Below are 19,288 nucleotides of genomic sequence, written 5' to 3'. Positions count from 1 at the left end.
CGCCGCTTGCGCGCTTTGTTAGAGTGCATTCATTTTTCGAGGAAACCCGCGTATGACAGCAGCTGCTGCCGACAAGAAGAAGTTGCCCCTGCATTGGAAGATGGGCATCGGCTTTGCGATCGGCCTGGTCCTGGGACTGATCGTGCACGCCCTGGGTGGCAGCGTCGATGGTCTGCAGGCCGGTGCCAAGTGGGTAATGGACTACGTCACCACCCCGGCGTCGGGCCTGTTCCTCAACCTGATCTTCATGCTGATCGTGCCGCTGATCTTCTCGGCGCTGATCATGGGCGTGTCGGAAATGGGCGACATCCGCGCCCTCGGGCGCATCGGCTGGAAGACCCTGGCGTATACCGTGCTGCTGTCCGGCATTGCCGTGGGCATCGGCCTGGTGCTGGTCAACCTGCTCAAGCCGGGCGCCGGCGTGGATCCGCAGGTCGCCGCGATGATGCTGTCGGAGAACGCCGAGCGCAGCAAGGAAATCGTTGCTGGCATCCACGGCACGCCGAAGGGCATGGACATGCTGCTGTCGATCGTGCCGAGCAACGTGCTGCAGGCCGCGTCTGACAATGGCGCGATCCTGTCGCTGATGTTCTTCGCGCTGATGTTCGGCATCGGCATGGTGCTGACCGACAACGAGAAGGTGGCCCCGCTGCGCCGCGCCATCGAGGGCGTGTTCGAAATCTCGATGACCCTGATCAACCTGGTCATCCGCCTGGCCCCGTATGCGGTGGCCTGCTTCATGTTCAACCTGGCGGCACTGTTCGGCTTCGAGCTGATCATCCGCCTGGGTGCCTACGTAGGCGTGGTGGTGCTGGCACTGGGCCTGCACATGGTCGTGACCTACGGTACCGCCGTGTGGCTGTCCGGCCGTTCGCCGCTGTCGTTCTTCCGCGATACCCAGGAAGCGACGGTGATGGCGTTCTCCACCGCCTCCAGCAACGCCACCCTGCCGACCGCGCTGCGCGTGGCCGACCAGATGGGCCTACCGCAGCGCGTGTCGCGCTTCGTGCTGACCGTGGGCGCCACCGCCAACCAGAACGGCACCGCGCTGTTCGAGGGCGTGACGGTGATCTTCCTGGCCCAGTTCTTCGGCGTGGACCTGAGCATCGGCCAGCAGATCATGGTGATGGCGGTCTGCATCCTCGGTGGCATCGGTACCGCCGGCGTGCCGTCGGGCTCGCTGCCGGTGGTGGCGATGATCTGTGCGATGGTCGGCGTGAACCCGCTGGGCATCGGCCTGATCCTGGGCGTGAACCACTTCCTGGACATGTGCCGTACCGCGCTGAACGTGACCGGCGACCTGGCCCTGACCACCCTGGTGGCCAAGGGCGAGTCCCACGACGGCCCGGCGCTGACCCCGCACCAGGACTGAGTCCAACGCCACCGCTGGCGACCTGATCGGGGTCGGATTCCTTTCCGCAGTGAAAGGGCTCCGACCCCGTTTCACATGCGGAATCCGGCGGAGATCACGACGCTGCCGGCCAGCGGCCGGCACGACCGGGCACGATGTACCGACCCCCGGCCCGGCGACTATGGGACAATAGGCCGCCCGCACGTCCGCGGCCGCCTCCCGATTCCGACAGAACCATGACGCAGCCTACCCGTCGCCAGTTGGCCAACGCCATCCGCTTCCTTGCCGCCGATGCGGTTGAAACCGCAAAGTCCGGCCACCCCGGCATGCCCATGGGCATGGCCGACATTGCCGAAGTCCTCTGGAACGACTATCTCCGCCATAACCCGAGCAATCCGCACTGGTTCAACCGCGACCGTTTCGTGCTGTCCAACGGCCACGGTTCGATGCTGCAGTACGCGCTGCTGCACCTGAGCGGTTACGACCTGCCGATCGAACAGCTGAAGCTGTTCCGCCAGCTGGGCAGCCACACCGCTGGCCACCCGGAACGCCACGAGACCCCGGGCGTGGAAACCACCACCGGCCCGCTGGGCCAGGGTTTCGCCAATGCCGTGGGCTTCGCCCTGGCCGAGAAGCTGCTGGCACAGCGCTTCAACCGCCCGGAACTGGAAGTGGTCGACCACCGCACCTGGGTGTTCATGGGTGATGGCTGCCTGATGGAAGGCGTCTCGCATGAAGCCGCGTCGCTGGCCGGCACCTGGGGCCTGCACAAGCTGGTCTGCTTCTGGGACAACAACCACATCTCCATCGACGGCAACGTCGAGGGCTGGTTCACCGACAACACCCCGGAGCGTTTCGAGGCCTATGGCTGGAACGTGGTCCGTGACGTCGATGGCCACGACCCGGAAAGCATCAAGGCCGGCATCGAGGCCGCGCTGTCGCAGAGCGACAAGCCGACCCTGATCTGCTGCCGCACCACCATTGGTTTTGGTTCGCCGAACAAGGCGGGCAAGGAATCCAGCCACGGCGCCCCGCTGGGCAAGGACGAACTGGAAGCCACCCGCAAGCAGCTGGGCTGGGAATACGGTCCGTTCGAGATCCCGCAGGCGATCTACGACGGCTGGCGCGCCAATGGCGCCGGCACGCTGCGCCAGGCCGAGTGGGAACAGCTGTTCGACAAGTACGCCAGCCAGTACCCGGGCGAAGCCGCCGAACTGACCCGCCGCTCGCACGGCGAACTGCCGGCCGACTTCGTTGCCAAGGCCGATGCCTACATCGCCCAGGTGGCCGCTGAAGGCCCGACGATCGCCTCGCGCAAGGCCTCGCAGCTGGCCATCGAAGCCTACGCCCCGCTGCTGCCGGAAATCGTCGGTGGCTCGGCCGACCTGGCGCACTCCAACCTGACCCTGTGGAAGGGCAGCAAGTCGGTCGCCAGCGACGACGCCAACGCCAACTATGTGTATTACGGCGTGCGCGAGTTCGGCATGACCGCGATCGCCAATGGCCTGGCCCTGCACGGTGGCTTCATTCCGTTCGATGCCACCTTCCTGGTGTTCAGCGATTACGCCCGCAACGGCGTGCGCATGAGCGCGCTGATCCCGGCCCACGCCATCCACGTCTACACCCACGACTCGATCGGCCTGGGCGAAGACGGCCCGACCCACCAGCCGGTGGAGCACCTGGCCTCGCTGCGCTACATCCCGAACAACGACGTGTGGCGCCCGTGCGACGCCGTTGAATCGGCAGTGAGCTGGAAGGCCGCGATCACCCGCCAGGACGGCCCGAGCTGCCTGGTGTTCAGCCGCCAGAACCTGCCGCACCAGCCGCGCGACGCCGAGCAGATCGCCCAGATCGAGCGTGGCGGTTACGTGCTGGCCGATGCTGCCGGTACCCCGGACGTGATCCTGATCGCCACCGGTTCGGAAGTCTCGCTGGCCACCGAAGCCAAGGCCCAGCTGGACGCGGCCGGCCTCAAGACCCGCGTGGTCTCGATGCCGTCCACCGACGTGTTCCTGCGCCAGGATGCGGCCTACCGTGAATCGGTGCTGCCGAACGCTGTGCGCAAGCGCGTGGCCGTGGAAGCCGGCGTCACCGGTTTCTGGCGCCAGTTCGTTGGCCTGGACGGTGCAGTGATCGGTATCGACACCTTCGGCGCCTCGGCCCCGGCCGACCAGCTGTACAAGCACTTCGGCATCACCACCGCCCACGTGGTGGAAGCTGCCAAGGCGCTGTAAGCCGCTTCGCGACGTAACGAAGGGGAGGCCGGCGCACGCCGGCCTTTTCTTTGCCGCAAGAAAAAGGGGACGGAGGGGATTAAGTCGTTTGTGCACAAACGACTTAATCCCCTCCGTCCCCTTTTCTCAGGCGGTGCGGGCCAGCGCCAGGCGCAGCAGTCGCGCGTCCAGGCGCTCGGCGAAATCCTTCGGCGCCTGCAGGCCCATGCGCTGCAGGTACACCGCATCGCCGTCGCCGGCCGGCTGGCGCAGCGCGGCCCAGACCGTGCTCAGCTTGTCGCTACGGGTCTGCGTGTTGGCCTTCAGCCAACCCAGCGCCTTCACCAGCACCTGTTCGATCTCGTTGAAGTCGCTGCCCAGCGGATAGTCGGGCAGGCTGCCATCGACACGGAACGGTGCCAGTGCGGCGGCCAATGCCTGCGGGGTGTTCCGCTGCAGGCGCTGCGGGTCGGGCTGGGACGCCGCCAGCAGCTTGCGCGAGGCCTGTGCCTGCTGCAGCAGGCCGCCCTGGAACGGAGCCTCGGTGATTGCGGTCATCGCATGCACGCAGTCCTCGTCGGTCAGCCCACGCAGATCGGCGATGCCGTACTCGTTGAGGTAGATGTCGCGCAGGTGGCGCGGGATGGTGGTGTGCCCGTAGTTCCAGCGTACGTTGGATTCGCGCTGGCCCTTGTCGTCGCGGGCGGCGCGGAACATCAACACGCTGCGCGCTTCCGGCAGGGCATGTGCCATCGCCACGAAGTTGTACTGGCCGCCCACACCGGACACCACGCGTCCGTCGTCCAGCGCATCCGAGACTGCCGCGCCCAGCGCGGTGGCCATCATGCAGGAGTTGAAGAAGCGCGCGTGCCGGCGCTGCAGGCGTTCCAGCGTCTCGTTGCCGCCGTACAGCTGGTTGATCTCGCTGATGCGGCGCATGCCGATCGCACGGCATTCGTCGTCCGGCAGCGTGCGCAGCCATTCGTAGAATTCCGGCGAACCCAGGTAGAACGCGCCGTGCAGGTACTCGCCCTCGGCCGCCAGGGTGGCGTGGTCGATGGACAACGTGCTGCCGTTCTCGATGCGCTGCATCAGCGCCAGGTCGTCATGCACCTTGCGCTTGATCACCCCGGTCTGCACCAGCCGCCGGAAGCCCTCGTTGAGCATCTCGCTACAGCCATACAGGCCCACCTCGAACGGATCCACGCCACCGATCTCCTGCACCAGCGGGTGGCTGGCCAGCTGCGGATCCAGCGCATGCAGCACGCGGCGGTAGCGTGCGTTGTCGGTGTGGCGCAGCACCAGCGCATGGCTGAGTGCATCGGCCAGCGTACCGATGCCGATCTGCAGGGTGCCGCCATCGCGTACCAGGGTGCTGGCATACAGGCCGATGGCGTAGTCGGCATCGCCGACCGGCTGCCGCGGCAGCCCGAACAGCGCCGGATACGGCGGCGGCGGGGTGATCACCAGATCGAAGAACGACACATCGACCGTGGCCGAGCCCCCCATGTAAGGCAGCTGCGGATCGATCTCGGCGATCAGCAACGGGCGCGGCAGGCCGCGAGCGGTCATCGCATCCAGCGTGTCCTGGGTGATGTCGTTGTTGCACGACAGCGACAGCCGGCGATCGTTCGGTCGCATCGCCACCTTCTGCACGATCACCTGCGGCGCGCGCTGCGCGACCGCATCGGCGGCGTGGGTGTAGTTCAGGCTGGTATAGCTGGATTGCGCCTGCCGCGAACCGAGCAGGGCGCCGGACTGCATGTAGAACTCTTCCACCTGCACATGTGCCGGCAGCGCGTCGCGCGCGATCGCATCGGCATAGGCCAGGCGCGGGAAATCATCGCCGAAGTGGCGCTGCGCGAACGGCGCCATGAAGCGCGCTTCCAGGCCGTTGCCGCGCGCCTTCGGCGGGTTCAGCGACAGCGCGGTATACAGCTGCAGCGGTCGCGACGGATCGTGCTCGACGCGTGCATAGAGGGCATTGAGCAGCCGATGCGGCTTGCCCAGTGCCAGCGGTGCCCCGATCCGCAGCGGCCCGTCCACGCGCGCAAACAACCAGTCGACGGCGGCGTCCAGGTCGGTGAGGTGTTCGGTCATGCGCGGCGGTCCTGCGTGTGGGGAGTGCTGGCATTACAGCATGTCGGGCTTGAACCGCCGTCGACGCGAGACTTCGGCGCCGGACACCATGAACTGTCCATCGCCCCGGTAATGCACCGTGCGCGGCAGCTTCGGTCGTGGCGCCACGTGTGCGCGCACGATTTCCCAGATGAACAGGCTGTTCGACGCCACCTGGCTGTCGTCGTACAAGCGGCATTCGAAGCACGAATGGCATTGCCCCACCAGCGGCGCGCCGACCTCGCGTGCGGGCAGCGCGTCGAGCCCGAACCGGGCGAACTTGTCGACCTCGCGACCGCTGCAGTTGCCGATGTCCACGACCGTATCGAGCAGCGCCACGCCGGGTACGTTGATCACGCACTCGCCACTGCCGACGGCCAGTGCATGGCTGTGGTTCTCGTCCCACAGGTAGGTGGCGACCAATGACGGCGAGAAGCCCATCACCATGTGCCAGCCCATCGTCATCAGGTTGCGCTGGCCGCACCAGGCGGTGCTGACCAGCACGATCGGCCCGGGTTCGAGGAAGCGGCGGGCCTGCTCGATCGGGAAATCCTTCTTGGGCAGCGCTTTCATCCGGGGCCTGGGGCGGGAGGAATCGATGCTGGCGCAGCCGGGATGAACCTGGAGTCGAGGGGCTTGACAGACAATTCGATTACGCGCGTAATCGGGTTGTCGATTACGGATGTAAACCATGACCCCGATCAGCGAAGCCGAAGCCGTTGTGATGGAGGTGCTGTGGCAGCAGGCACCACGTAGTGCCGATGACGTGGTGGCCGCGCTGGCCCATCGCGACTGGGCCGAGCCGACCATCAAGACCCTGCTCAACCGTCTGCTGACCAAGGGTGCGATTGCCGCCGAGCGCGATGGACGGCGCTACCTGTATCGGCCGCTGCTGCAGCGGCAGGCCTGGGTGGAGGCGCAGAGCCAGGACTTCATCGGCCGCGTCTTCGAGGGCCGCGTCGCGCCACTGGTGGCGCACTTCAGCGAGCGTGGGCAGCTGAGCGCGCAGGACATTGCCGAACTGAAGAAGCTGATCCAGGAGCTGGACCATGACTGAGCTGCTCGACGGACTCTGGCGGGCCAGCCTGTGGCTGGCGGCAGGCGTGCTGCTGCTGGCGGCGCTGCGACCGCTGCTGGTGAGCCTGGGCGGCGCCGGGCTGGCCTATCGCAGCTGGTGGCTGCTGCCGTTGCTGCTGGTGACCTTGCTGCTGCCATTGCCACAGGCTGCACTGTTGCAGCACGTGCCGACAGTGCCGCTGAAAGTGGTGCCGGGGGCGGTGGATGGACTGACCGGGCAGTCGCTGCCGTGGGCCCTGCTGTTGCTGTTGGCCTGGGCGCTGGGCACGGGCATCTGCCTGCTGCGCGACCTGCGTGCGCAGCGCCGTTTCGAACGCAGCATGGGCTCACTGCGTGCGCGTGCCGATGGCAGCTGGCAGGCCAGCGGCGATCCCGGGCTGCCGGCGCTGGTCGGCCTGTGGCGGCCGCGCATCATTGTCGGCCCGGCATTCGATCAGCAGTTCACCGCACAGGAGCAGAACCTGATCCTGCAGCACGAGCGCAGTCATCGCCGCCATGGCGATCACTGGGCCAACGGCGCGTTGCTGCTGGTCCGCGCGGTGTTCTGGTTCCACCCGCTGTTGCCGTGGGCCGCACGCCGCTTCCTGCGCGACCAGGAGCTGGCCTGCGATGCCCGCACCATCGGCCCGCAGCCTGCGCTGCGCGGCCTCTACGCCAGCACGCTGCTGAAGGCGCAGCTGGTTCACCCGGTTGCGCCAGCGGTCTGCCATTGGCGCAGCCAACCCGTGTTGAAGGAGCGTATCGCCATGTTGAAGCAGTCCAAGCGGAAGGCATTGCCGTGGGTGTCCGGGCAGGTGCTGGTGGTCGGGTTGTGCGTGGGCATGGGCGCGGTGGCGTGGGCCAGCCAGGGCGGTGCGGCCGGTGGCACCCGGATCGGTGTCGAGCCGTTCGAACATGCGCAGGAAGACGCGGCCAAGGCGGGGCTGGACCGTCCCATCCAGGTGGACAAGATGCCGCCACCGTCCTATCCGAAGTCCGCCTTCGAGCAGCGCCAGGTAGGCGTGGTCAATCTGCGTATCGAAGTGGACGCACAGGGCCATCCGACCGATGTGCAGGTGCTCAGTGCGACCAATCCGGGGGTGTTCGACGCCGTCTCCATCGCCGCCGCGCGCAGCTGGACCTATCGCCCCGCGGTGAAGAACGGCAAGCCGGTGGCCGGTGCTGTACGCATTCCGATCACCTACGCCATGGATGACACCGAGGACGCGAAGTGAAATCCGCGCCGCTGCTGATGATGGCGGCGCTGCTGGTGGGGTGTGCAACCCAGGATCGCCTGACCACCGTCGATACCCGCAGCGAGAATGTCGGTCACCAGCGCCTGCGGTCCGATGCGGGAGGAGGCGCCGGGCAGATCCAGCCCTACACGCTGGCCGCCAGTGAAGGCTACCGCATGCCGCAGCTGCATACGGCACCGGACCCGGTCGTGGGCGAGCGCGATCCACGCACCTCGCTGCCGCCGACCACGGTCTGCCTGCAGGTGGTGGTGGATGCGCAGGGCAGCGTTGAGCGCAGCATGCCGCTGACCGAACGCAGCGAATGCAGTGCGGGTGGGTCGCCGGAGAATGCGCCCTTGCTGCAGGCCGCGCAGGAGGCGGTTGCGATGTGGAAGTACTCGTCCGCCGCTGTCTGCCACTTCGCACCGGGCCAGGTACCGGCTGATCGCGGCGACTGCCGCAGTGCCGAACGGGTCGAACCGGTGGCCGTCACCCTGCAGTACGCCTTCACCTTCGAGGTCGTGAAGGGCCGGCAGACGGTCCGCACGCAGGGAAAATGATCGCGCGTGATGCCGGGTAGCGCCGGGCCATGCCCGGCCAGTACAGCGGCGCGTATATCAGGCGCCGCCCTGGATGTTGGCCTTCACCGCCGGCTGCATCAGCGCCGGTTCGGCCAGCGTGGCATCGCGGGCCTGGCGCACGCTGACGAACTCCGCCTCGGCCACGCCGTCATGTACGTGGATGTTGTGCGCGCGCTGTTCGCCGATGGTGGTTTCGTTGGCGAAATCACGACCGCCCGGACCGTAGTCGTGGCAGACGAACACGCGGGTCGCATCGGGCAGGGCCAGCAGGCGCTGGATCGAGCGATACAGTTGCGCGGCATCACCACCCGGGAAGTCGCAGCGGGCGGTGCCGCCGTCGGGCATGAACAGCGAGTCGCCGGTGAACAGCGCGTCGCCGATCAGGTAGGCGACGCTGTCGCTGGTATGGCCGGGCACGGCGATCACCCGTCCATCCAGTCCACCAAGGGCGAAGGTTTCGCCATCGCTGAACAGGTGGTCGAAGATTTCATCCGCAGCAGGAAGCTGCAGGCCATAGCGCGGTGCAAACGTTGCCTGTACTGCACGGATGCCATCGCCGATGGCCAGCGTGGCCTGCGGGAAGCGCTGCTTGAGCCGGCGCCCCGCCGACACATGGTCGGCATGGGCGTGGGTTTCCAGCAGCCAGCGCAGCTGCAGGCCCTGTTGCTCGACAGCCTGCAACGCGGCATGCAGCGGTGCGTCGCTGCTGGCGTCGGTATCCGGGTCGTAGTCCAGCACCGGGTCGATCAGCGCTGCCTCGCCGCTGGCCGGGTCGCTGACCAGGTAGCTGAAGGTGTTGCTGTCACGGTGGAAGAACGACTGCACCTGGACTGACATTGGAACGCTCCTCAGCGCGTGCCGAGCACGCGGTTCAGCAACTGCGCCAGGTTTTCACCGGCCAGTCGCAGCTGCGCTTCGGCCAGCGGCCGATAGCGCTCGGTGTATTCATCACCGATCTTACGCGAGGCCGGATAAACGCCAGCCTGCATGGAAATGCGACAGCTGGCCTCGGCCCACGTCTGCGGGTTGGACTGGCGCGCCAGCTTCGGCGCGCGCTGGCTCTGCAGCAGTGGCAGATAGCCGGCGTCGTCCAGCTTGCGGGTATTGAGCATGCCGCTGTCCCACAGCGAGTGCAGGTTCGTACCACGGTTGCCGAACTGCAGCTGGAAATCGTTGCCGCCCTTGTCGTGGGCATAGCCGGCATGCATCGGCTGGTGGATGTCGCCCACCAGGTGCACGACGAACTTCAGCGCCTGCAGGCGCTCACCGTCGGTCAGGCTGCGGTCGCCGAGGATGGCGCTCTGTGCCTTCAGGGCCTCGACGATGCAGTTGCCGTTCCTGCAGTGCTTCGGTGCTTCGTAATGGCAGTTGTCTTCGGCGATGTTGACGTAGTGCCAGCCGGCCGAACGACGGCCGAGGCCCGGGTCCTTGGCACGCAGCTGGTCGGCCCACGGCGCGATGCTGGCCAGGGTGGCGTCCGGTTCGGTGGCCAGCAGGCGGTCCACTTCGGCACGGGCAGTGGGGTTGAGGCGGGCGTCGGCGACTTCGGCAACAAGGCGGTGGCCTTGCGCGCCCCAGGCGTGGGCGGGGACGGAGACGGACAGCAGGGCCGGCGCCAGGGCGGCGGCGAGGAACAGGGAGTGCAGGGCTTTCATGCACACATTCTAGCGGGGTAGTTGGATTGAAGAGCGGCGCGTTCCTGTTCCGAAGTGGGAGCGCAGTGGGAGGGGCGGCGGGACACGCCGTGAATCCGTCCCTGGAGGCTCGATGGCGCCATCCATGGCGCCAACGGTCCCGCCGCCCCTCCCACTGCGTTCCCCTCCAAACATGGCCGCGGAGACGGATGCAAACGTCAAAGGCAAGATCAAAAACAAATGCAGGATCAATGTCTGCATCCTGCAATTGCAGGCAACCTTTACGCTTCGGATGTACAGGTTCTGCTCTTGCCTCTGCTTGAGCTGGCACGCGCGCGCAGATAGGAAGGGTGGAGAGGGTGAGGTGATCGGGACCGTTCGCCGCATGGATGCGGCGATCGAGCCTACAGGGACGTATTTACGGCGTGTCCCGATCACCTCACCCTCTCCGCCCAATTCCAGAAGCCGGTGCTTCTCGCACAAAAAAAAGCCCCGGCAATCACCGGGGCAACATGCTGCGAGGGTGTTGCGTGTAGCGGGGGAGCGGGGGCGAAGCCCCCGCGCTCAACACACGCTTAGAACTTGAAGACGTACGAAGCGCCGTAGACCAGCGGATCGATGTTGACCGTGCCGATCTTCTCGCCGTTCAACTTCACCTTGCTGTCGATGTCGATCCAGCGCATGTCCACGCGCAGGGCGCCCTTCTCGCCGATCGCGAAGTCGATGCCCGCATGCGCGGCCAGGCCCCACGAGTCCTGCAGCTTCAGCTTGCTGCCGGCCAGCGCACCGGTGGTGTCTTCGCTGAAGAAGGTCGTGTAGTTCACGCCGGCGCCGACGAACGGCGAGACCTTGCCCTTGCTGTTGAAGTGGTACTGCAGGGTCACCACCGGCGGCAGCTGCTTGGTGCTGCCCACGCGGCCCAGGCCGTTGATGTTGATGTCGTGCTTGAACGGCAGCGCGGCCAGCACTTCAATGCCCAGGTTGTCGGCGATGAAGTACTCGCCGGTGATGGTCGGCTTGACGTCATTGTCGACGTCGACCTTCAGGGTGTGGCCCGCCAGCCAGCCGTTGTTCGACTTCGGCGCCACCTGGTGGATGCCGGCCGAGACGGTCCAGTCGCCCTTGGACTGGGCCATGGCCGGGGCGGCGGCGAGGGACAGGGCGGCGGCCAGGCCGGCCACGATCAGGGGGGAGGTCTTGCGCATGGGGGTGATCTCATTGCTGGGTGGATGGCGACAGTCTCGACCTCACGCCGCGCTAACGCTTTGATCCGGATCAAATCCTGTCCGCCGGCCCTCTGGCTGGGGGGCTGGCCCACGGTGGCCAGCCCCGGTTTGCTAGACTTGTGGGCCCTATCCATCCCGCCGCACCCGTCGCGGCCGCAGGAGCTTGAGAACATGGCAATCAAGGTTGGTATCAACGGTTTCGGTCGCATCGGGCGTAACGTCCTGCGCTCGGCGGTGCTGAACTTCGGCGACGACATCGAAATCGTGGCCATCAACGATCTGCTGGAGCCGGACTACCTGGCGTACATGCTCAAGTACGACTCCGTGCACGGTCGCTTCAAGGCCGACGTGGCGGTGCAGGGCAACGACCTGCTGGTCAACGGCAAGAAGATCCGCCTGACCCAGGAACGCGACCCGGCCAACCTGAAGTGGGACGAAGTCGGTGCCGACGTGGTGCTGGAAGCCACTGGCCTGTTCCTGACCAAGGAAACCGCGCAGAAGCACATCGATGCCGGCGCCAAGAAGGTCATCATGTCGGCCCCGTCGAAGGACGACACGCCGATGTTCGTGTACGGCGTGAACGACAAGACCTACGCCGGCCAGGCGATCATCTCCAACGCCTCGTGCACCACCAACTGCCTGGCTCCGCTGGCCAAGGTCATCAATGACAAGTGGGGCATCAAGCGCGGCCTGATGACCACCGTGCATGCGGCCACCGCCACCCAGAAGACCGTCGATGGCCCGTCCAACAAGGACTGGCGCGGTGGCCGCGGCATCCTGGAAAACATCATTCCGTCGTCCACCGGTGCGGCCAAGGCCGTCGGCGTGGTCATTCCGGAACTGAACAAGAAGCTGACCGGCATGAGCTTCCGCGTCCCGACCTCGGACGTGTCGGTGGTCGACCTGACCGTCGAGCTGGAAAAGGAAGCCACCTACGCCGAGATCTGCGCCGAAGTGAAGGCACAGAGCGAAGGCCCGCTGAAGGGCATCCTGGGCTACACCGAAGACAAGGTGGTGGCCACTGATTTCCGCGGCGAGACCTGCACTTCGGTGTTCGATGCCGACGCCGGCATCGCCCTGGACGGCACCTTCGTCAAGCTGGTGACCTGGTACGACAACGAGTGGGGCTACTCGAACAAGTGCCTGGAAATGGCCAAGGTCATCGCCGCCAAGTAAGGCTGGCGAAGATCGCACACGGACCCCGGCCTGGCCGGGGTTCGTCGTTTATGGGGCCAGCCCTGTCGTAGCATGGGGCGGTCGACCGCTGCCGCTGGGGCGCGGGATTGCAATGGAAGCATGCAATGGAAGCATTGATAGCCCTGGTGGTACTGGTCCTGCTGGCCATCCCGCTGCTGCTGGTGGTGGCGCTGGTGATGATCGCCGGCCTGCGCCGTCGTGTGGCCGCGCTGGAAAGCACGCTGGCGGCTGCACCTGTCTCCCGGCCGGCCACTGTGGCCACCGCCACCGAAGCGGCGCCTGCTCGGCCGGTGGTGACACCTTCGGCCAGCGCCGATCCTCCGTTCCTGCGGCCGGTCGCGGCGGCGACACCACAACCGCCGCAGCCGTCAGTGCCTGAAGCCCCGCCTGCCGAGACGCCTGCGCCCCGTCCGGTCACGCCGCCGCCGGTACCGTTGGCGCCACCGCTGCCGGCCGAACCGGCGCCGCCAAACGTGATCGAACGCGGCATCGGTGCGGTCAAGCGCTGGTTCACCGAGGGCAACGTGCCGGTCAAGATCGGCATGCTGGTGCTGCTGGCCGGTGTTGCCGCGCTGCTGAAGTACGTCAGTGACCAGGGCTGGCTGGTGCTGCCGATCGAGCTGCGCCTGGCCGGGGTCACCGTGGGCGCGCTGGGCCTGCTGGCCTTCGGCTGGCACCAGCGCGAACGCAGGCGCATGTTCGCGCTTGCGCTGCAGGGCGGTGCCATCGGCGTGCTGCTGCTGACCATCTTCGCCGCCTTCAAGCGATTCGAGCTGGTCACCCCGGGCTTTGCCTTCGTCAGCTCGATCGCGCTGGTGGCAGGCCTGTGCGTGCTGGCGGTGGTACAGAACTCGCGCACCCTGGCGGTGCTGGGCATCCTGGCCGGCTTCATGGCGCCGTTGTGGCTGTCCACCGGCAGCGGCAACCACGTGGGGTTGTTCAGCTACTACGCGGTCCTCAACGCCGGCATTTTCACCATCGCCTGGTTCCGCCCGTGGCGCGCGCTGAACCTGCTGGGTTTCGCCTTCACGTTCGGCATCGGTACGTTCTGGGGCGTGCTGCAGTACGCCCCGGACAAATTCAGCAGTACCGAGCCGTTCCTGCTGTTGTTCTTCGCTTTCTACCTGCTGATCCCGCTGCTGTACGCACGCCGGCAGCCGGCCGGCCGCCGCGACCTGGTCGATGGCAGCCTGGTGTTCGGTACGCCGCTGGTCGCGTTCTCGCTGCAGGCCGGCATGCTGCATGAGCAGCCGATGACGCTGGCCCTGTGTGCGCTGGGCCTGGCCGCGATCTACGCCGTGCTGGCGTGGGCGTTGATCCGACGTGCGTCGTACACCGTGCTGGCGCAGTCGCACGCGGTGCTGGCGGTGGGCTTTGCCACGCTGGCGGTGCCGCTGGCCCTGTCGGCACGCGCCACCGGCGCGGTGTTCGCGCTGGAAGGTGCCGGCCTGGCCTGGTTGGGCCTGCGCCAGAAGCGCTGGCTGCCGCAGGTGTCTGGCGCGTTGCTGCAGATGGGCGCCGCGTTCGCCTTCGTGGCCGGCGCCGATCATTGGCTTGAAGATGCCCGCTTCCTGCTCAACCCGACCGCCATCGGCGCGCTGCTGCTGGCGCTGGCAGGTTTCGCCTCCGCCTGGAGCTACCAGCGCCGGCCGCGCCATGAGGTCGCACTGGTCTACTACCTGTGGGGCCTGCTGTGGTGGCTGGGCGGCCTGGTGCACGAGATCACCCGCTTCTTCCCGTACCGCATCGAAGTGGACGCGCTGCTGGTACTGGCTGCGGTCACCGCGTGGCTGGCCGCCGAAATGCAGCGCCACCAGCCAGCGCGTGCACTGGGCGTGACCGCGCTGGCGATGCTGGCGCTGGGCTTCCCGCTGGCGCTGATGCAGAGCGACGCGCACCACCAGCCGTTTGCCGGCTACGGTGCGTTGGCATGGGCGGTGTTCGCGGTACTGGGCGTGCGCACGCTGCTGTGCCTGCGCCAGGGCGGTGACAGCGTGGCGCGCATCGCGCAGTTCCTGTGGTGGCTGCTGTGGCCATCGCTGCTCTCGCTGCTGGCCCTTTGGGGCGGCGGCGAGGCCGGTCTGGCGCAGGGGTGGACGCTGCTGCTGGTCACATTGCCGTGGCTGCTGCTGGCGTCGCTGTCGCTGTGGCGCTGGAGTGCGCTGCGCTGGCCGCTGGGTGAAGCGTTCGACCGCGTGCGCACGCCGCTGCAGTGCGTGCTGTTCGGCCTGCTGTCGATCGGCTGGCTGCTGGGCCAGCTGTTGCCGGGCGATGCTTCCCCGCTGCTGTGGCTGCCGGTGCTGAACCCGGCCGAGCTTGGACAGTGGCTGAGCCTGTTGCTGCTCGCGCGCTGGCTGTACAGCGACCAGGCGCCGAAGGCACTGTTGGGTACCCGCATGCCACTGCTGTCACTGGCAACGTTCGTTGCGTTGACCAGCGTGGTGCTGCATGGCGTGCATCAGTGGGGCGGCCTGTCGTGGAACGCATCGATGATGCGCTTCAGCCTGGCGCAGACCAGCCTGACCGTGCTGTGGAGCGTGCTCGGCGTGATCGCGTGGGTCTGGGGTTCGCGCCGCGGCCAGCGCGTGTTGTGGATGGTCGGTGCCGTGCTGATGGGCGTGGTGCTGGCCAAACTGGTCATTGTCGATCGCCAGCACCTGGGCAACCTGCTGGGAATCGCATCGTTCATCGCCTACGGCCTGTTGTGCACCGTCGTGGGTTATCTGGCACCGGCACCGCCCAGCGCGGCGCCGAGCGTGGAGGAAAAGCAATGAAGACGTGGAGCAGGGCCATGCTGCCGGCGATGTTCGGCCTGCTGGCCGCCGTCGCGGCGCAGGCCGCCGATTACCGCACGCAGTACGCCGAACAGTGGCCGCTGACGTTGTCCAGCGCGCAGTCCGGTGCCTATCGCGTCGTGCTGGAGCCGGCGATCTACCGTCGCGCCGGTACCGCGGACCTGAGCGATCTGCAGGTGTTCAACGCGGCTGGCCAATCGTTGCCGTCTGCACTGCTGGCGCCCGATCAACCGCTGGCGCAGCCGCCGGTACAGCGTGAACTGCCCTGGTTCGCACTGCCGCCGCTGGCCGAAGCACAGCGCAACGATCTGCAATTGCTGACCGAGCGCGATACCGATGGCCGCGTGCGTCGCGTCGAGGCACGCGTGAGTGGCGGTGCCGTGGCGAACGGGCAGGGAGGCTGGCTGATCGACGCCAGCGTGCTCGGCCAGCAGCCATTGGCGGCCCTGGTGCTGGATTGGGCCGACAGTGGCCAGCCGCTGCAGGCACAGGTGCAGCTGGATGCCAGCGACGACCTGCAGCACTGGCGTCCGATCGGGCGCGATATCCCGCTGGTCGACCTGCAGCGCGCTGGCAAGCGCCTGCTGCAGCGCCGCCTGCAGGTGGACGGCGAGGCCCGCTACCTGCGCGTGCTGGCGCAGGGCGATGCACGCCTGCCGACGCTGCGCAGCGTACTGGCCGAGTTGCCGCCGGCGCCGGCGACGCTGCCGTGGGAGTGGCTGTCGCTGGAGCCGACCTCGAAGGGCAAGGGCGAATACACCTTCGAGATGGATGGCCGTTTCCCGGTGGCCCGCGCGGATGTGGCCAGCACCGACAACAGCCTGGTGCAGTGGACGTTGTTCAGCCGCGACGACGAAAGTGCGGAGTGGCAGCGCCGCAGTGCGCCGTGGATTGCTTACCAGCTGCAGCAGGGCGCACAGGGCCCGCGGCAGCAGTCGGCTGCGCAGACACTGGGCGGCGTGCATCGCGACCGCTACTGGAAGTTGGTCGCGAACCCTGCCGAAACCGCGACTGCGCCGTCCCTGCGCCTGGGCTACCAGCCGGAAGTACTGGTGTTCCTGAGCCAGGGCGCGGCGCCCTATGCACTGGCGGTGGGCAGCAGCACTGCACGCAGGATGGAGGCGCCGATCGGTGTGCTGATCGAGGAGCTGCGCCAGCGCAATGACCCGTCATGGCAACCCACGCTGGCGCGCCTGGAAGGCAGCCCGGAGCCGCTGGCGGGAGACGTGGCACTGCAGCCGCAGCGCGACTGGAAGGCGTGGTTGCTGTGGGCACTGCTGGGGCTGGGGGTGCTGGTGGTGGGTGGCCTGGCGGTCAGCCTGCTTCGGCAGAAGCCTGCGCCTTCGGCGTAGTTTACGGCGAACGGCGGAGCCCCTCGTGGGTGGTCGTTCTTCGAGCAAAAGCCGCGCTTGGCCGGGCGGGTGGGTTGTCTGGGGGACGCCGTGAATACGTCCCTGTAGGCTCGGTCGCCGCATCCATGCGGCTCACGCCCCCAGCCAACCCACCCGCCCGGCCACGGACAGTTTCCGTGTGCGTCCACCCACGTAGAAAAAAAGAAAAGCAAAAGCGGGTCGCGCGCTTCGCGCACCCCTTCTTTCTTCAACCGACACCACACACTGCTCTTGCGTTTGCCATCCGCTCTATCTCATGAACCTGTCGAGGCCGGGGCGGTGCGGGTTGGCAGGGGTGTCAGCCGCATGGATGCGGCTGCCAAGCCTCCACGGACGGATTCACGGCGTCCCCTGCCAGCCCGCACCGCCCCGGCCCACCCAGAGCATCACAAGGCGCCAGCGCTTTGGCTGTTGCTGTTGCTCTGCGCCTCTGCCTGCCGCAGGCATCGGCCCTCCCTCCACCCGCACCCGATACAATGACCGCCTGCCGCATCCCGGCATCCCGTCCCTGAGCCAAAGAGTTGCCCATGTCCATCGTCCGCATGACCGACCTCGACCTCTCCGGCAAGCGCGTGCTGATCCGCCAGGATCTGAACGTGCCGATCGAGAATGGCCGCATCACTTCCGAACAGCGCATCACCGCTTCGCTGCCGACGCTCAAGCGCGCGCTGGAGCAGGGCGCGGCGGTGATGGTCACCTCGCACCTAGGTCGCCCGAAGGAAGGCGTGTGGACCGAAGCCGACTCACTCGCACCGGTGGCGGCGCGCCTGTCCGAGCTGCTCGGCCGCGAGGTTCCGCTGGTGCGCGACTGGATCGACGGCGTCGACGTGCAGCCGGGCCAGCTGGTGCTGCTGGAAAACTGCCGCATGAACGTCGGCGAGGGCAAGGACGATGAGGCCCTGTCGAAGAAGTACGCCGCGCTGTGCGACGTGTTCGTGATGGATGCGTTTGGTACCGCGCATCGCGCCCAGGCCTCCACCCACGGCGTCATCCGCTTCGCCCCGGTGGCTGCCGGTGGCCCGCTGCTGATGGCCGAGCTGGATGCACTGGCACAGGCGCTGGACGCACCGGCCAAGCCGTTGCTGGCCATTGTTGCCGGCAGCAAGGTCAGCACCAAGCTGGAACTGCTGGCCAACCTGGTCGTCAAGGTCGATCAGCTGATCGTCGGTGGCGGCATCGCCAACACCTTCATCGCTGCCGCTGGCTACAACGTCGGCAAGTCGCTGTGCGAGCCGGATCTGCTGGACACCGCCAGGAAGATCGTGGCCGATGCCAAGGCGCGTGGCGCCGACATTCCACTGCCGGTGGACGTGGTCACCGCCAAGCAGTTCCTGCCCGACGCCGTCGCCGAAGTGAAGGCGGTCGATGCCGTTGCCGAAGACGATCTGATCCTGGATATCGGCCCGCAGACCGCCGCGCAGTACGCGCAGCTGATCGAGAAGGCCGGCACCGTGGTCTGGAACGGCCCGGTCGGTGTGTTCGAGTTCGAAGCCTTCAGCAAGGGCACCGAAGCACTGGCCCGCGCGATTGCCAGCTCGCCGGCCTTCTCCATCGCGGGCGGCGGCGACACTCTGGCGGCGGTCGACAAGTTCGATATCGCCAAGGACGTCAGCTACATCTCCACCGGTGGCGGCGCGTTCCTGGAGTTCCTGGAAGGCAAGACCCTGCCTGCAGTGGCGGCGCTCGACGCGCGCGGCGCATGAGTGCCGGCCACGGCAAGGATGTCCTGTTCTTCGACCTGGACGGCACGCTGATCGATTCGCAGGTGGGCATCACCGCCTGCATCGCCTACGCGCTGCAGAAGATGGACCATCCGGTGCCGGCGCAGGAAACGCTGCTGGGCTGGATCGGTCCGTCGCTGCGCACCACCTTCGCGCCGCTGTTCGGTGAACCGGCGCGGGTGGAGCAGGCGGTGGGCTATTACCGCGAGCGCTTCGACGCCGAAGGTTGGCGCGAGCACACGGTGTACCCGCAGATTGAAGACACGTTGCGTACGCTGCATGGTCGTGGCCACCGCCTGGCGGTGGTCACTGCCAAGAACGAGCCGCACGCGCGCCGCATCCTCGCCCACCTGCCTTTTGGTGGATTGTTCGAGGAGATCGTCGGTTCGACTCTGGACGGTTCGCGCAGCCACAAGCCGGAACTGGTCGGGGAGGCGCTGCGCCGCCTGCAGGTGCAGCCCGTGCAGTGCTGGATGGTCGGCGACCGCCGCATGGACATCGAGGGCGCTCGCCACCATGGTCTGCGAAGCGTGGGCGTGCTGTGGGGCTTTGGTGGTGAAGCGGAACTCACTGAAGCCGGTGCGGGCCAGCTGGCACGCGAGCCGGCACAGCTGACGACGCTGTTGGCCTGACACACCTTTGACCGGTGGCGCCGGGCCATGCCCGGCGGCTTTGCCCAACGCCCGCCGGGCATGGCCCGGCGCTACCGGGGGCCCTGCGCCAGCGTATGTCCGGACCATGTCCGTTCCATGACCCGCGGAGTCAGGCAG

The 19,288-nt window shown here is 67.2% G+C and carries 15 protein-coding genes; 10 read left to right on the top strand and 5 right to left on the bottom strand.

All coding sequences use genetic code 11. From position 1 onward, the window contains the following. The first annotated feature begins 52 nt into the window (after positions 1-52). Together EZ304_RS07010 and tkt are read left to right on the top strand one after the other, a co-directional pair. On the top strand, positions 53-1,372 hold the full coding sequence (locus tag EZ304_RS07010) for a dicarboxylate/amino acid:cation symporter (RefSeq protein ID WP_099555164.1): 1,320 nt from the start codon (positions 53-55) through the stop codon (positions 1,370-1,372). 215 nt (positions 1,373-1,587) lie between these two features. Continuing rightward, the gene (tkt, locus tag EZ304_RS07005) at positions 1,588-3,585 is read left to right on the top strand and encodes a transketolase (protein ID WP_099555166.1); all 1,998 of its coding nucleotides are present in this window, start codon (positions 1,588-1,590) and stop codon (positions 3,583-3,585) included. Between the two features lie 126 nt (positions 3,586-3,711). Here the strand turns inward: tkt and EZ304_RS07000 are convergent, their stop codons facing one another. Further along, positions 3,712-5,664 carry an acetyl-CoA hydrolase/transferase C-terminal domain-containing protein gene (locus tag EZ304_RS07000; protein WP_142806649.1) on the bottom strand — a complete coding sequence of 651 codons (1,953 nt, stop codon included), beginning with the start codon at positions 5,662-5,664 and terminating at the stop codon, positions 3,712-3,714. 33 nt (positions 5,665-5,697) lie between these two features. Then, a complete protein-coding gene (locus EZ304_RS06995; protein ID WP_142806648.1) occupies positions 5,698-6,255 on the bottom strand; it encodes a flavin reductase family protein in 558 nt (185 codons plus the stop codon). 118 nt (positions 6,256-6,373) lie between these two features. Here EZ304_RS06995 and EZ304_RS06990 point away from each other — a divergent pair, with 118 nt between their 5' ends. Genes EZ304_RS06990 through EZ304_RS06980 form a run of 3 tightly spaced genes read left to right on the top strand, consistent with a single transcriptional unit; the run spans position 6,374 to position 8,533 of the window. Then, on the top strand, positions 6,374-6,739 hold the full coding sequence (locus EZ304_RS06990; RefSeq protein ID WP_010484077.1) for a BlaI/MecI/CopY family transcriptional regulator: 366 nt from the start codon (positions 6,374-6,376) through the stop codon (positions 6,737-6,739). Continuing rightward, on the top strand, positions 6,732-7,973 hold the full coding sequence (locus EZ304_RS06985) for a M56 family metallopeptidase (RefSeq protein WP_142806647.1): 1,242 nt from the start codon (positions 6,732-6,734) through the stop codon (positions 7,971-7,973). The genes EZ304_RS06990 and EZ304_RS06985 overlap by 8 nt, the downstream gene beginning before the upstream one ends. Next, entirely contained in the window at positions 7,970-8,533 is a 564-nt protein-coding gene (locus EZ304_RS06980) for a hypothetical protein (RefSeq protein ID WP_142806646.1), read from the top strand. Before EZ304_RS06985 ends, EZ304_RS06980 begins: the two co-directional genes overlap by 4 nt. 57 nt (positions 8,534-8,590) lie before the next feature. Here EZ304_RS06980 and EZ304_RS06975 read toward each other — a convergent pair whose 3' ends face one another. The 3 genes from EZ304_RS06975 to EZ304_RS06965 all read right to left on the bottom strand — a co-directional run bounded on the left by EZ304_RS06975 (position 8,591) and on the right by EZ304_RS06965 (position 11,393). Continuing rightward, complete coding sequence (locus EZ304_RS06975; protein WP_142806645.1) at positions 8,591-9,391, bottom strand: MBL fold metallo-hydrolase; 801 nt, start codon at positions 9,389-9,391, stop codon at positions 8,591-8,593. Positions 9,392-9,402: 11 nt separating this feature from the next. Continuing rightward, entirely contained in the window at positions 9,403-10,209 is an 807-nt protein-coding gene (locus EZ304_RS06970) for a S1/P1 nuclease (protein WP_099555181.1), read from the bottom strand. Between the two features lie 554 nt (positions 10,210-10,763). Continuing rightward, complete coding sequence (locus tag EZ304_RS06965) at positions 10,764-11,393, bottom strand: OmpW/AlkL family protein (protein WP_099555183.1); 630 nt, start codon at positions 11,391-11,393, stop codon at positions 10,764-10,766. A 192-nt stretch (positions 11,394-11,585) separates the two neighbouring features. On the opposite strand from EZ304_RS06965, the gene gap reads away from it, so the two are divergent. The 5 genes from gap to EZ304_RS06940 all read left to right on the top strand — a co-directional run bounded on the left by gap (position 11,586) and on the right by EZ304_RS06940 (position 19,150). Continuing rightward, positions 11,586-12,590: a type I glyceraldehyde-3-phosphate dehydrogenase gene (gap, locus tag EZ304_RS06960; RefSeq protein ID WP_005414333.1), complete on the top strand. Its 1,005-nt coding sequence runs from the start codon at positions 11,586-11,588 to the stop codon at positions 12,588-12,590. 125 nt (positions 12,591-12,715) lie between these two features. Further along, positions 12,716-15,385 (top strand): DUF2339 domain-containing protein, encoded by a 2,670-nt coding sequence (locus tag EZ304_RS06955; RefSeq protein WP_142806644.1) that lies wholly within the window; start codon positions 12,716-12,718, stop codon positions 15,383-15,385. Further along, positions 15,382-16,758: a DUF3999 domain-containing protein gene (locus EZ304_RS06950; RefSeq protein WP_099555190.1), complete on the top strand. Its 1,377-nt coding sequence runs from the start codon at positions 15,382-15,384 to the stop codon at positions 16,756-16,758. Before EZ304_RS06955 ends, EZ304_RS06950 begins: the two co-directional genes overlap by 4 nt. A gap of 566 nt (positions 16,759-17,324) precedes the next feature. Further along, positions 17,325-18,500, top strand: coding sequence for a phosphoglycerate kinase (locus tag EZ304_RS06945; protein ID WP_099555135.1), 1,176 nt, complete (start codon positions 17,325-17,327; stop codon positions 18,498-18,500). After that, positions 18,497-19,150 (top strand): HAD hydrolase-like protein, encoded by a 654-nt coding sequence (locus tag EZ304_RS06940; protein ID WP_142806643.1) that lies wholly within the window; start codon positions 18,497-18,499, stop codon positions 19,148-19,150. Before EZ304_RS06945 ends, EZ304_RS06940 begins: the two co-directional genes overlap by 4 nt. Positions 19,151-19,288 lie beyond the last annotated feature (138 nt).

This window comes from Stenotrophomonas maltophilia (assembly GCF_006974125.1).
Taxonomy (GTDB): domain Bacteria; phylum Pseudomonadota; class Gammaproteobacteria; order Xanthomonadales; family Xanthomonadaceae; genus Stenotrophomonas; species Stenotrophomonas maltophilia_O.
The sequence above is the reverse complement of the archived record's forward strand: the minus strand, read 5'-3'. Positions and strand labels throughout refer to the sequence as shown.

Excerpts from the sequence above, each read along its gene's own strand:
- EZ304_RS07010 (WP_099555164.1), top strand. The coding sequence starts at position 53 with ATGACAGCAGCTGCTGCCGACAAGAAGAAGTTGCCCCTGCATTGGAAG.
- tkt (WP_099555166.1), top strand. The coding sequence starts at position 1,588 with ATGACGCAGCCTACCCGTCGCCAGTTGGCCAACGCCATCCGCTTCCTT.
- EZ304_RS07000 (WP_142806649.1), bottom strand. The coding sequence starts at position 5,664 with ATGACCGAACACCTCACCGACCTGGACGCCGCCGTCGACTGGTTGTTT.
- EZ304_RS06995 (WP_142806648.1), bottom strand. The coding sequence starts at position 6,255 with ATGAAAGCGCTGCCCAAGAAGGATTTCCCGATCGAGCAGGCCCGCCGC.
- EZ304_RS06990 (WP_010484077.1), top strand. The coding sequence starts at position 6,374 with ATGACCCCGATCAGCGAAGCCGAAGCCGTTGTGATGGAGGTGCTGTGG.
- EZ304_RS06985 (WP_142806647.1), top strand. The coding sequence starts at position 6,732 with ATGACTGAGCTGCTCGACGGACTCTGGCGGGCCAGCCTGTGGCTGGCG.
- EZ304_RS06975 (WP_142806645.1), bottom strand. The coding sequence starts at position 9,391 with ATGTCAGTCCAGGTGCAGTCGTTCTTCCACCGTGACAGCAACACCTTC.
- EZ304_RS06970 (WP_099555181.1), bottom strand. The coding sequence starts at position 10,209 with ATGAAAGCCCTGCACTCCCTGTTCCTCGCCGCCGCCCTGGCGCCGGCC.
- EZ304_RS06965 (WP_099555183.1), bottom strand. The coding sequence starts at position 11,393 with ATGCGCAAGACCTCCCCCCTGATCGTGGCCGGCCTGGCCGCCGCCCTG.
- gap (WP_005414333.1), top strand. The coding sequence starts at position 11,586 with ATGGCAATCAAGGTTGGTATCAACGGTTTCGGTCGCATCGGGCGTAAC.
- EZ304_RS06955 (WP_142806644.1), top strand. The coding sequence starts at position 12,716 with ATGGAAGCATTGATAGCCCTGGTGGTACTGGTCCTGCTGGCCATCCCG.
- EZ304_RS06950 (WP_099555190.1), top strand. The coding sequence starts at position 15,382 with ATGAAGACGTGGAGCAGGGCCATGCTGCCGGCGATGTTCGGCCTGCTG.
- EZ304_RS06945 (WP_099555135.1), top strand. The coding sequence starts at position 17,325 with ATGTCCATCGTCCGCATGACCGACCTCGACCTCTCCGGCAAGCGCGTG.
- EZ304_RS06940 (WP_142806643.1), top strand. The coding sequence starts at position 18,497 with ATGAGTGCCGGCCACGGCAAGGATGTCCTGTTCTTCGACCTGGACGGC.